At 66.9% G+C, this 11,783-nt stretch carries 11 protein-coding genes; 2 read left to right on the top strand and 9 right to left on the bottom strand.

What is annotated here, in order from left to right:
* Positions 1 to 6 precede the first annotated feature (6 nt).
* From P2P98_RS18600 to rsmI, 5 genes are all read right to left on the bottom strand, one after another.
* Positions 7 to 666 carry a haloacid dehalogenase-like hydrolase gene (locus P2P98_RS18600; protein ID WP_275801761.1) on the bottom strand — a complete coding sequence of 220 codons (660 nt, stop codon included), beginning with the start codon at positions 664 to 666 and terminating at the stop codon, positions 7 to 9.
* The gene (locus P2P98_RS18595; RefSeq protein ID WP_275801760.1) at positions 663 to 1,823 is read right to left on the bottom strand and encodes an FAD-dependent oxidoreductase; all 1,161 of its coding nucleotides are present in this window, start codon (positions 1,821 to 1,823) and stop codon (positions 663 to 665) included. The genes P2P98_RS18600 and P2P98_RS18595 overlap by 4 nt, the downstream gene beginning before the upstream one ends.
* 3 nt (positions 1,824 to 1,826) lie before the next feature.
* Positions 1,827 to 3,284, bottom strand: coding sequence for an FGGY family carbohydrate kinase (locus P2P98_RS18590; protein WP_275801759.1), 1,458 nt, complete (start codon positions 3,282 to 3,284; stop codon positions 1,827 to 1,829).
* Entirely contained in the window at positions 3,281 to 4,795 is a 1,515-nt protein-coding gene (locus P2P98_RS18585; RefSeq protein WP_275801758.1) for an amino acid permease, read from the bottom strand. The genes P2P98_RS18590 and P2P98_RS18585 overlap by 4 nt, the downstream gene beginning before the upstream one ends.
* Before the next feature lie 190 nt (positions 4,796 to 4,985).
* Positions 4,986 to 5,804, bottom strand: coding sequence for a 16S rRNA (cytidine(1402)-2'-O)-methyltransferase (gene rsmI / locus P2P98_RS18580; RefSeq protein ID WP_275801757.1), 819 nt, complete (start codon positions 5,802 to 5,804; stop codon positions 4,986 to 4,988).
* 23 nt (positions 5,805 to 5,827) lie between these two features.
* Between rsmI and P2P98_RS18575 the strand changes: the two genes are divergently transcribed.
* Together P2P98_RS18575 and P2P98_RS18570 are read left to right on the top strand one after the other, a co-directional pair.
* Complete coding sequence (locus tag P2P98_RS18575) at positions 5,828 to 7,399, top strand: phospholipid carrier-dependent glycosyltransferase (protein WP_275801756.1); 1,572 nt, start codon at positions 5,828 to 5,830, stop codon at positions 7,397 to 7,399.
* A 4-nt stretch (positions 7,400 to 7,403) separates the two neighbouring features.
* A complete protein-coding gene (locus P2P98_RS18570; protein ID WP_275801755.1) occupies positions 7,404 to 8,168 on the top strand; it encodes an AAA family ATPase in 765 nt (254 codons plus the stop codon).
* A 258-nt stretch (positions 8,169 to 8,426) separates the two neighbouring features.
* On the opposite strand, the gene P2P98_RS18565 is transcribed toward P2P98_RS18570, so the two are convergent.
* From P2P98_RS18565 to P2P98_RS18550, 4 genes are all read right to left on the bottom strand, one after another.
* Positions 8,427 to 8,846, bottom strand: a complete 420-nt coding sequence (locus P2P98_RS18565) for a hypothetical protein (protein ID WP_275801754.1) — start codon at positions 8,844 to 8,846, stop codon at positions 8,427 to 8,429.
* Positions 8,833 to 9,315, bottom strand: a complete 483-nt coding sequence (locus tag P2P98_RS18560) for a hypothetical protein (RefSeq protein ID WP_275801753.1) — start codon at positions 9,313 to 9,315, stop codon at positions 8,833 to 8,835. The genes P2P98_RS18565 and P2P98_RS18560 overlap by 14 nt, the downstream gene beginning before the upstream one ends.
* 487 nt (positions 9,316 to 9,802) lie before the next feature.
* Positions 9,803 to 10,273, bottom strand: coding sequence for a hypothetical protein (locus P2P98_RS18555; RefSeq protein ID WP_275801752.1), 471 nt, complete (start codon positions 10,271 to 10,273; stop codon positions 9,803 to 9,805).
* Between the two features lie 825 nt (positions 10,274 to 11,098).
* Positions 11,099 to 11,533 carry a hypothetical protein gene (locus tag P2P98_RS18550; protein ID WP_275801751.1) on the bottom strand — a complete coding sequence of 145 codons (435 nt, stop codon included), beginning with the start codon at positions 11,531 to 11,533 and terminating at the stop codon, positions 11,099 to 11,101.
* Positions 11,534 to 11,783 lie beyond the last annotated feature (250 nt).

Below are 11,783 nucleotides of genomic sequence, written 5' to 3'. Positions count from 1 at the left end.
GACCGCTCACCCCCGCAGGAGCGTGTGCCCGGGGATCCGGTCACGGAAGACGCGCGCCGATCGGCGCGACGGATTGACCAGGACGACCGCCCGCACCCGCAGCGCGAGGGGAAGGTCGCTGACGGAATCAGTGAAGAAACGGGCCTGTTCCACAGCCACACCCAGCTCGCGAACACTCTCGACCTTGGCCTCGCCGACATTGTGCCGCTCCCATCCGAGACGGCGTGGGGGTCCGCCGAGCTCAGAGGCGGAGAGCTCCGCGGACCGCAGGCCGATCGCGTCAAGGTATGCCCGCGCGAGCACGCGCTCCGTCGCCGTCACCACCAGCACGCGCTCGCCCCGATGGAGCGCCATGCACGCTGCTCGAACGCACGCGGCGACGCGGCGACGCGGATCGGCGGCGAGACGTCGCGCCGTGTGCACGGCGAGTTCCTCGTATTCGTGCCGCTCCAGCCCGTCGAGGGCCAGCTGCACCAACCGCCGATGGGCCGAACGGGCACGCTCGGTCTCGGGGCCCGCTCCCAGCAGCCGGGCCAGCGTCGGTGCCGCTCGCATCATCCGCCGCGGGTGACGTACGAGGCGTCGGACGACGAGGCTCGCCATCGTGTCGCCCCGCAGAAGCACGCCGTCCAGGTCGAACAGTACGGTGGGCTTGCCGTCGCTCACCTCGTGACCCGGCCCACCTCTGCAAAGCGCGCAGCCGTCCGTCGCCACCACTCGGGACGTACGGCGTGGGAGGCGACCGGCGCCGCGGGGCGGGCGTGGTCCACATCGAGACCCAGCTCGGGGAGCATCTCAGCGACATAGGCGCCGATGCCGAGCGACGCCGACAGTCCGGTGGAACGGATCGCGGCGACGTTGATCAGACGCGCGCAGGAGCCAGAGGGGCCGATCACGTAATTGGCATCGCGGCCCGCGGGTCGCAGTCCCGCGTACTGCGCGACCGGCTCGAGCCCCTCGAGCGCGGCGAACGCCGCACGGGCTTTCGCGAGGACCTCGTCCCGCGCTTCCGGCCGCACGCTCCAGTCCTCTTTGTCCAAGAGATCCACGGCGGTCGGGCCGGTCACCACCCGGCCGTCGAGGGTCGGAAAGACGAGCACCCCCTTCGTGCGCTTGGTGGGCACCGGAAGCAGGATGCTGTCGAGCCGGCGCTCCGCGGGCACCTCGAACACGAAGAACTCTCCCTTGCGCGGATAGATCTCGAACGTCTCGTCCCCGACGAGCCGGGCGACGTCGTCGGCGTGCAGTCCCGCCGCGTTGATCACCGCCGCAGCGCGGACCGTGCGGCCGTCCGCGAGGCGAACCGTCATTTCCTCGCCATGGTCGTCCAGACCGACGACCGGGGCATCGAGTTCGATCCGAGCCCCCGCCGAACGTGCCGACGCGGCGAGCGCGAGCGTGAAGGCGACGGGGTCGGTGACCGCTTCCCCGGGCACGAGCAGCGCGCCGTCGGCCCCACGGCGTTCGGTGGCGACGCCGTTAGCGGCCGCGTTGGCGGCCAGGTCCGCGATCACTGCGTCGTCACCCTCCACTCGGGGCGACAGAACAGCGCCGCAAGGCAGGACGGGCACACCCAGGGCCGGAAGGATCTCAGCTCGAAGCCGGGCCGCGCGCAGGATGAGCTGCGTCTCCAATTCTCCCGGGGTCGAGTCGAACCCCGTGTGCAGGATGCCGGAGTTCGTGCCGCTCGCGGCGTAGGCGAGGTCGTTCTCGCGCTCGAGGAGCAGGGCATCGACCCCGCGATGTGCGAGGGCGTGGAGGATCGCGGTTCCGACGACCCCTCCCCCGATGACGACGACGGAGACGGACGGGATGAGGCTCATGGGTCAATCCTGGGTGGGACTCGAAGGGGTGGTGAAAGGTGCGGAGGCGAGTGTCGCCGTGTCAGCGACTGCGCGCCACCGCGTGCGGAACTCCTCGGCGCGCGCCGCCGTCCATCGCGGCTCGAAGACGCGGGCCGGCTGCCACGGGATGATCGACTCCGCGAGGCCGAGCGAGCGATCGGCGGCGCACCGGGCCAGCGCCGCCGCGCCGAGCGGGGTGGCGTGCTCCGACGGGTAGACGTCGACCGGCACCTGGAGCAGGTCGGCGACCGCCTGCATCAGAACCACGCTCCGCGTGAGACCGCCGTCCACGCGCAGGCGCCGCAACGGAACGCCCGTGTCGTCTACGACGGCCTCTGCGAGCTCGGCGACCTGAGCCGCTATCCCCTGCAGGACCGCAAGGACGATATGACCGACGTCGGTCGACAGGCTCATTCCCGCCAAGACGCCGGCGGCATCCGGACGCCACCAGGGCGCCCCCAGCCCCGCCAGCGCAGGGACGGCGAACACGCCGCCGTGGTCGGAGGCGGCGATGGTGTCGAGCTCGGCGGCGCTCTCGATGAACCCGAGCTGTTGCATCCAACGGATCGCGGATGCCGCGGTGTACACCTGTCCGTCGAAGCAGTACGCCGTCGCGCCGCGTGCCGTCCACGCGATCGAGGTCGACAGACCGGTGCTCGATCTCACGGGCTCGGTGCCCGCGTTGGCGAGGAGGAATGCCCCCGTTCCGAAGGTGCATTTCGCCTCGCCGGGAAGGAGACAGGACTCGGCGAGGAGGGCGGCCTGCTGGTCCACGACGAGACCGCCGACCGGAACGGGGCGGCCGAAGACGTCGGTGTGTCCGACGACCTCGTCGCAATCCACGATGCGAGGGAGGGACTCGTCGCCGAGTCCGAAGACCTCGAGCAGCTCGGCATCCCACGAGGCGTTCTCGAGATCGGTCACAAGGGAACGACTCGCCGTCGACACGTCGGTCACGAACGCGCCCGTGAGACGGTGCAGCAGCCAGGCATCGGAGGTCGTAACGACGCCCTCCGTCGTGAGGGTCCGGCGGATCCACGCCTGCTTGGGCGCGGAGAAGTACGGGTCGAGAACCAGACCGGTACGCGCCGCGACCGTCTCCGAGTACTCTCCCAGCTCCTCGCAGAGGGCCTCGGCACGCCGGTCCTGCCACACGACCAGGTCGGTGAGCGGCGTCCCGGACTCGGGATCCCACGCGAGTACCGTCTCTCCCTGGTTGGCGAGGGTCACGATGTCGGGGGCAACACCCGCACGGGCAACCGCCTCACGCCCCGCCTCCACGACGCTCTCGAGCAGGGCGAGGGGGTCCTGCTCCACCGCACGACCGGCATAGCGAGGGTGGAGGCTACGCTCTGCGACGCCGATCGCCGCACCGTCAGGGGCGACCACGAGGGCCTTCGTGCCGGATGTGCCCTGGTCTATCGCGAGGACCGTCGTCATGCGTCGTGGCTCCGATGGGCCTGGCGTGCGTCGGCGTCGAGTTCGGCGTCGATCGAGTGCATGTCGGGCATCGCGAGGCCGCGAACGCCGCCGCGCGAGACGAGGAGGAACGTGAGATAGACACCGCCGAGCACCACCATGATCGCCACATAGACCCATGCCGTCGCGAACGACGCATCGCGGAAGATGAGCAGCTCGAAGACGAGCCACGCGGACGCGAGCACGAGCACCGGAACCTCCCAGCGTCCGAGCGAGAAGCCTTTGCTGGCGGGAAGGCTCCGGCGCTTGACGATGTAGAGCAGGATCGTCGCGGCATAGATCACCGCGGGAAGAAGCGTTGCGGCCGAGAAGAGACTGAACAGCGCGTCCGTCTGCAGTGCGAACACCGCGAGGATCGCCTGCGCGATGAGGACGAAGGCCACGGCGGCGACTGCGGGGGTGCCGAAGCTGGGCGAGATCCGCTTGATCGCGCGATGGCCAGGGAAACGGTCGTCGCGCGACATCGCCCAGATGAGTCGCACACCCGTCATGAGGATCACCATTCCACACGCGAAGATCGCGATGACAACGAGGACGAGGAGCCCAGTGCCCACGACCGGGCCGAGGACCCGATGCACGACGTCGGCGATCGGCGTCGCCGACTCCGCGAGCTCGACCGGATCACCGGCGAGAAGGGTGACCACGATGAGGAACAGGAACCCGAGGATGCCGGACGCGAGAACCGCCTGCCACATCGCGCGAGGGACGACGCGGGCGGGCTCCTTCGTCTCCTCGGCGAGGTTGGCGGCCGACTCGAACCCGACGATCGTGAACGCTCCGAGCAGGGTGCCCATGATCCACGGTCCCACGCTCGTGAGCGTGCCGACGGAGAAGTATCCCTCGGCGGGAACCGCGCCCGTGGAGAAGAGGTTCCCGACGTTGAGCTCCTTAGCGACGAGACCGACGACGAAAAGCAGCACCACGAGCAGGATCATGCCGATGAGCTCGGCGGACACGGCGAAGTTGTTCACGCGCTCGGTCCATGCGGTGCTGAAAGTCACGAGCACGCCCTGCAGAACGAGGACGACCACCGTGATCAGCCAGGCGTTGCCCGCATTCCCCTCGTAGTCCAGAAGCACCGGAAGCACCGTGGAGGCGATGGTGTAGTCGACCGCGACGACGACGATGGCGAGGAAGGTGAATGAGATCCACCCCATGATCCAGCCGAGCACCGGGTTCGCCAGCCGCGACATCCACTGGTACGAGTAGCCGGTGACCGGGATCCGGGCAGCCAGAGAGCCGAAGACGAGAGCGACCATCGTCTGGCCCACGACGACGATCGGCCACGTCCAGATTCCCGCGGGACCTGAACTGTTGAGCACGCTGCCATAGGTCGTGAAAATGCCGGTGGCGATGGAGACGAAGGCGAAGGCCACCGCGAAAGAGGCGAATCCGCCCGTGGCGCGATGCAGCTGTTGGGTGTAGCCGAACTCCTCCGGGGAGTCGGAGGCGGAAGAGGCTGTTGCGGTCATGCCGGGTATCCTGTCGAGGAAGCGGGGGCGATGCGGGCGCGTCGGGTTCTGCCCGCAAGTGTGGATACTTGTGGAATAGAATGGAAGCATGACCGTTAGCCCGTCAAGGTCGGGTGCGGAACCGTCTCGATAGCGAAACGAGCGCGAAACAGACCGCCGGTGACGACGGCGCGACCCGTCAGACCACCCCTCAGCGCTTGACCGCGAGCCCCGCCTGGTAGAGCTCGCGCGACGAGTGACCCGTCAGCGACGCGACCTCGGCCGCTGCCTCTTTGAGCCGCGTGCCGCCGCGTACGAGTTCGAGCACCTGGGTCACGGCATCCGGGAACGCCACCTCGCGCGCCGTGGCGCCGCCGACGACGATCGCGATCTCGCCGCGCACCCCGTCAGCCGCCCACGCGGCGAGCTCGGCGAGCGTGCCCCGCTTGACCTCTTCGTACAGCTTCGTCAGCTCGCGGCAGACCGCGGCGGGACGATCGGCGCCGAAGGTCGCGACGAGGTCGTCGAGAGTGGATGCCAGTCGCGACGGCGACTCGAAGAAGACCAGGGTCCGCTCCTCCGACGCCAACTGCGCGAAGGCGCGGCGCCGCTCCCCGGGCTTGCGGCGAGGGAAGCCTTCGAAGGCGAAACGGTCGGTGGGCAGCCCCGCGACGGCGAGGGCCGTGACCACGGCGCTGGGCCCGGGAAGAGCGGTGACCGTCACGCCCGCGGCGGCAGCCGCCGCGACCAGGCCGAAACCGGGGTCGCTCACGGTCGGCATACCGGCGTCGCTCAGCACGAGGAGGTCGTCCTCGCGCGCGAGCTCGACGAGCTCGGCTGCGCGCTCCTTCTCGTTGTGGTCGTGCAGGGCGATCAGGCGCGGGCGATTCTCGACGCCGAGGCCCGCGAGCAGCCGCTGGGTCGTGCGGGTGTCTTCGGCCGCGACGACCGTGGCGTTCTCGAGCGCCTCGATCAGACGGCGCGACGCGTCACCCAGGTTGCCGATCGGGGTGGCCGCAAGGATGATCACCGTTCCACCTTAGGCTGGGGCGCGTGAGCACCGACCTCTCTCCTCTGCTCCCGCCGGTCGAGCGCACACGCCTCGACCGCTGGCGTTACGCGCTGCTCGCCGACCCTCGTCGTCTGCGCCTGTGGCGCTGGCTCGCCCCCGCGCTGGTCACGCTCGCCGCGGCGGTGCTGCGTCTCATCGACATCGGCAACCCGCACCAGCTCGTGTTCGACGAGACCTACTACGTCAAGGACGCGTGGAGCCAGTGGGTGCTCGGCTACCCGTCGACGTGGCCCGACAAGGCCGACGAACGCTTCGCCGCCGGCGACACCGACATCTTCACGGGCATCGGAAGCTACGTGGTGCACCCCCCGCTCGGGCGCATCCTCATCGGCGCCGGCATGGCGCTGTTCGGAGCGGATTCCGCGACGGGCTGGCGCATCGCGGCGGCCGCCTTCGGCACCGCGACGGTGCTGCTGATCTACCTCGTCGCGCGCACGCTCACCCGGTCCATTCCGCTGGCGACCGTGGCATCCGGTCTCTTCGCGATCGACGGACTCGGGATCGTGCTGAGCCGGATCGCCCTGCTCGACATCTTCTTGACGTTCTTCATCGTGCTGACGTTCTGGTTCGTCGCCCTCGATCATCGGCGTACGGCCGATCGGTGGGCCGCGCCGTGGGTCGCTCGCGAGGGCGAGGCTCCGATGTGGGGCCCGATCCTGTGGAACCGCCCGTGGCTGATCGCCGCCGGCGCGGCCGCAGGAGCCGCCACAGCCGTGAAGTGGTCGGGTCTCTACGTGCTGGCCGCCGTCGGCATCTACGCCGTGGTGACCGACGCCCTCGCCCGACGACGCGCCGGAATCGGTCAATGGCCGATGGATGCCGTGCGCCAGGGCCTCGCCTCGTTCGTGCTGCTCGTGCCCGTGGCCGCCCTCGTCTACCTGTCGAGCTGGTCGGGATGGCTGTTCACCGACGGCGGCTGGATGCGCTCGACGCCCGTGGCGTCGGCCGACCTCTGGTCGTGGGTGCCCGCGCCCCTGCAGAGCCTGTGGGCCTATCACGAGGCGATGTACAAGTTCCACGTGGGCCTCGTGACCCCGCATGCCTACGCGAGCCCCGCGTGGCAGTGGCCTTTCCTCATCCGCCCCACGTCGATGTACTGGCACCAGGACGACTACGGCGTCAACGGGTGCGGTCTGCCGAGCGGGTGCACGGAAGCGATCTCGAGCCTCGCGAACCCACTCATCTGGTGGGCCGGGGTCGCGGCATCCGTGTATCTACTCGTGCGTTTCGTGCTCGTGCGGGACTGGCGCTACGCGCTCGTGCTCACGGGCCTCGCCGCCACCTACGTACCGTGGCTGCTGTACCCCGAGCGCACGATCTTCCAGTTCTACACGGTGGCGATGCTGCCGTTCCTCGTGCTCGCGCTGGCGTTCGCGCTGCGCGACGTCGCCCGCGGCATGCGCGACGGGTCGAGGGCCGGCGGGCAGGCGTTCGTCGTCGGGTTCCTGGTGCTGTGCGTCGCCCTCTCGGCGTTCTGGTACCCCGTGTGGGCGGGGCTGCCCGTCCCGTACGAGTTCTGGCGCCTGCACAACTGGCTGCGAACCTGGGTCTGACGACATGACGCGCGGCGACGAGTGGCTGCACGACCCGCGGCCGGTGCAGCGGGTGAAGCTTTTTCGCGACGCCCCGGTCGATCGCGCGGCGTGGCCGGCGACGGTCCCCGCCGTCGCGCAGTTCCTCGAGGTCGCCGCGGATGACGGCTGGGAGTTCGGACCGGGCGTGACGTTCCTCGTGGGCGAGAACGGCTCGGGCAAATCGACCCTGATCGAGGGCATCGCCGAGGCCGCGGGGCTCCCCGCCGAGGGCGGGTCGACGAACGGCGGCGGCGAGACGCGGCGCACCGAGAGCCCGCTCGGCGAGTGGCTGCGCGTCGAGCGGAGTCCCCGCGCACCCCGCTGGGGATTCTTCCTGCGCGCCGAGACGATGCACAGCTACTACTCGTGGCGACAGGACCTCGTCGGGGGCGACGCCCTGCGCCTCCACGAGATGAGTCACGGCGAGTCGTTCAACAGCCTCCTCGACGAGGTGCTCGACCACGAGCGCTACGTCGCCGGCCTCGCGTGCCTCGACGAGCCCGAGGCGGCCCTGTCGTTCTCATCGACGCTCCGCTGGCTGGCATCCCTCGACCGCATGCGCTGCCGCGGCACGCAGGTGATCTGCGCGACCCACTCCCCCGTCCTCGCCGCACTGCCGGGCGCGACGATCCTCGAGCTGGGCGAGTGGGGCATCCGCGAGAGCGCCTGGGAAGACCTGGATCTTGTGCGGTTGCACCGCGGGTTTCTGGAGGCGCCGGGGAGGTATCTGCGGCATCTGCTGGAGTGAGCGGGCGCGGCGCGAACCGGATCCGGAAAGAGGCGCCAGAACCGGAGCATTTCGCGGAGTGCGTCCGGATCCATGGCCTGTCTCCGGATCTGCGACGCGCGCCGACGCCGCCACGGCATCCCGCAGATCACTCGACAACAATTAACCCGCGCCGTCATCGCGATACCGCGTCGTTATCACCTGCGACTGCCCCGGCAGCGTGGGCTCATCAACCGACCTCATAGGGCCGCCCTTCCATTCGAACACGCGAGCGGGTCCCTAGCTCCAAGATGGCCACGATCGAACAATCCTGAATCGAGAATCACGGCGCCAGGCGTCCTTATCGCCCGCAGACATAAGCAAATGAGTCTGACGACCCCATAGTGACCCCCGACGCCGCACGCGAATTAATCCGAATTCAGCAGCGTTTGCAATCATCTCCACGGCCCAGTTGACACGTTCAGCGAACGATACGTCTTCCGACGAGTCCGCCTCCCAGTGCGCGCCCAAGAACTCAAGGTAAAATGAAACAGTCGTATCGGTCACGCACACTTCGGGCGCATCGAGATTATGCGGGCGCATGAACACCTGGGCGATACCGGCAGCCGATGGCGGCACCACAAAAGATGCACGCGCGCGGAGATCCACCTTTCGATTCACGGCGCAGAGCACGCCTCGCAATGCTTCATCGCGGTCCACGCAAACTCCGTCCTGACAGAAGCGGGATGTGAGCGTATCCCGACTGGCCGAGCGCCGGGACATACAACCGGGCACCCATCTCGACCAGCAGCGCCGAGTCCACCGACTCCGTCAGCTTCTGCGCACCCTGATGCCACCCCGTCGTGCCGTTCACCGCACCCGCATCGTTGGCCGCCGTTGTACCCCACGCGAGAGTCGCCGGGTCAAGGGGCTGCCCGAACGGGTCGTACACCTGCACACCCGACGACGAAGGCCCGTCCCCGGTCGTCAGCGTGGGCCCTTGCAAGGACGGGTACGACCACGACGCCGCACCCGAAGACGGGAAATCGACCGTCACCGCGCCCGGCAGGGACAGGAACACCGTCGCCCCGGCATCCCCCGACACCACCGCCAACGGAGAATCCCCCGCACTCGCATACACGTACCGCTTCCCGCGCGCCGGCATCTGAACCCCAAGGGTCTCCGCCACGATCCGGCTCATTCCACTGCGGACACGTCCGACCGTGGGCGTTCGATTCCCACGTGCTGACGGACTCGCAGGGCCAGCCTCAATGCCGCCTTGCGTTTCGCTATCGTGCTCGGGAAGTCGCGACGTCGACCGGACTGCTCTGTAATAACGAGTGTGCCCACCGGACCAGCGAAAGGAATCCGTCGGATCACCCCCTTAGAGATAAGGCCAAGGTAACCCGCTACAGACGCGGAGGAAACCTCGCCCACGGGTATCCGATATCGCCGATACCAACTTTCCACCACCACGTGCTCTTCTGTGAGCCAAAGCCCCATGAACCACGGTCGGATAATCCAATACAGGAAGAGTGGAGACAGGGGAAGAAGACCAAGATTCTCGGACTCGACAAAGAGAGGAGGTAAAGCAACTACCAACCATGCACCACCCAGAATCGCGCCGCCGACTCGAACGCCCTTGGACGAGCCATGGACGTAAACGCCGGATTTCTTCACCACACCAAATACCACCTTGCTGCCCGCTTGGTGCCGTTGACGAACTGCGCACGCTCGAGCGGTCGTCTCGATGACTGACGCCGCCGCCTCAATGTACTTCTCATCCCAACGGCGCCTGCGGCGATTCGTGCGGCGGCAACCACTGCCTCACCCGCGCGGCCCTGGATAACGTAGGCAACGGTTTCGACGCTCAGGCCGTTCTTCCAGATCCGGTCGGTCGGCCAAACGTAGTCGTTGTCGACAGCACCCTCAACCGGATCCACCTGCAAGAACCGACCCAACGCCGGCACATACAACCGGGCACCCATCTCGATCACCAGCGCCGTCTCCAACGCTTCGGTGAGTTTCTGCGCGCCCTGATGCCACCCTGTCGTCCCGTTCACCGAACCGGACTCGTTGGCGGCTCCCGTGCCCAGTGCGAGAGTCCCCGCCTCGAGAGGCCGACCGAACGGGTCATACAGCTGCACGCCCGAAGAGGTGGCCCCGTCGCCCGTGGTCAGCGTGTGACCCTGCAGTGGCGGATAGGATCACGTGGATGCAACAGCGGAGGGAACGTCGACCGTCACCGCGACGTCACCGCCGGAGAATCACCCGCAGGATCCACCGTCCGCGACACCATACGCCCCGAACCATCCCGCACCGGCGAGGCCACCGAACCCGCATACGTCCGCGTCCCGACATGACGGTTCTCCGCGTCATACGAAAGCAACAGGTCCGAAGTAATCGCCCCAAGGTCGATGTGAACCGTCGAACGCTCAGAGCTACTGTTCAGACCGAATAATGAGCTCGCCCCACAAGGCTCTAGCGTCGAGGTCTCCTACCCGATGGCCTTCCTCGATACTCGCGCTACGACCCCGGAATCGATCCACCTTCCACATTCGAGTGAGAGCTTTTCTTGCCCATTTCTCGAATGAGACCACGTCGGCTTCGGCCACAACCTCGAGTCTTGGATCGGCAGGATGGTCTCTTATTTCGAGTCGCTTGAATTCCGCATCAAACCCGACGCACACTTCATCCCAGTAGTCGGGTTCATACAAGTGATGCAAATCCACTTGCGAATCGATTCGCTGAAAGTACCCGTCGATTTCGAAGATGGATACAGGCCACTTTATGCTCACGACGTTCCCCTCAAAATCTACCTTGCCATGGTCGGTGGTTTCCTATCCCCGGCCTACGATGATAATGAGGCAATCGACTCGCCCAGGCGGGAACTTTTGGGCTCCGCCGTCGTCCTCCGTCACGGTCATACGCGAACGCCGTTGTAGACGACGGCACACGCAACACCCACCTGATCAAGTACCTGCGATGCCCGATTCGAGCGGCCCCAGTTCGAAGTAGGGATCAGGTGATGACGTAACCCAAACGGTGAGGTCGCATTCCATCAGACCGACGATTTCGACCCTGTCACTTTCATACTCGAATCGTTCAGGAACTATAATCCCAATCTTTGCTCGATCCCGCACGTCGAAGCTATGAGCGAAAGGGACAACAAGACGGATTGGCACCGAAAGCACGGTCGGTGCCTCGCGGCGTCGTCGCTTCCGGCGACTTTCTGGAGCGCGGCCACCAACCTCGACCGAATCAAGACTGTAAGCCTGGGCCCAATCGATCTTGCCGTCGACGATGAACTTCTGATTTAAAATTCTCGCCGTCGAAATATCCAACTCCGGGTCGTCAATGTAGTCAAACGAGAACTTGCGCCAAACGTCAGCCACTTGCACCATCACCTCAGGTATCGTTTGTGGTAGTTGAATAATGTGGGGGCTCGCAAATGAGACTGCGATCCTTTAACACCGGTTCGCCAAGAACTGATCTGCCAATGCGAGCGCGTGTCTCGCCACGCGGAATTAGGTTTCATCGAATGCGGCTTTTGATCGAAATGCAGCCGATAGGACCGACTTCCTATCGTGAAGGGGCGAGTCGCTCCAGAGGAACGAGCGAGTGCCTTAAGTCCCGCGGAGGCGGGGAGACCGCTAA

Source organism: Microbacterium sp. Kw_RZR3 (assembly GCF_029222405.1).
Taxonomy (GTDB): domain Bacteria; phylum Actinomycetota; class Actinomycetes; order Actinomycetales; family Microbacteriaceae; genus Microbacterium.
The sequence above is the reverse complement of the archived record's forward strand: the minus strand, read 5'-3'. Positions and strand labels throughout refer to the sequence as shown.

Excerpts from the sequence above, each read along its gene's own strand:
- P2P98_RS18585 (WP_275801758.1), bottom strand. The coding sequence starts at position 4,795 with ATGACCGCAACAGCCTCTTCCGCCTCCGACTCCCCGGAGGAGTTCGGC.
- P2P98_RS18570 (WP_275801755.1), top strand. The coding sequence starts at position 7,404 with ATGACGCGCGGCGACGAGTGGCTGCACGACCCGCGGCCGGTGCAGCGG.
- P2P98_RS18595 (WP_275801760.1), bottom strand. The coding sequence starts at position 1,823 with ATGAGCCTCATCCCGTCCGTCTCCGTCGTCGTCATCGGGGGAGGGGTC.
- P2P98_RS18590 (WP_275801759.1), bottom strand. The coding sequence starts at position 3,284 with ATGACGACGGTCCTCGCGATAGACCAGGGCACATCCGGCACGAAGGCC.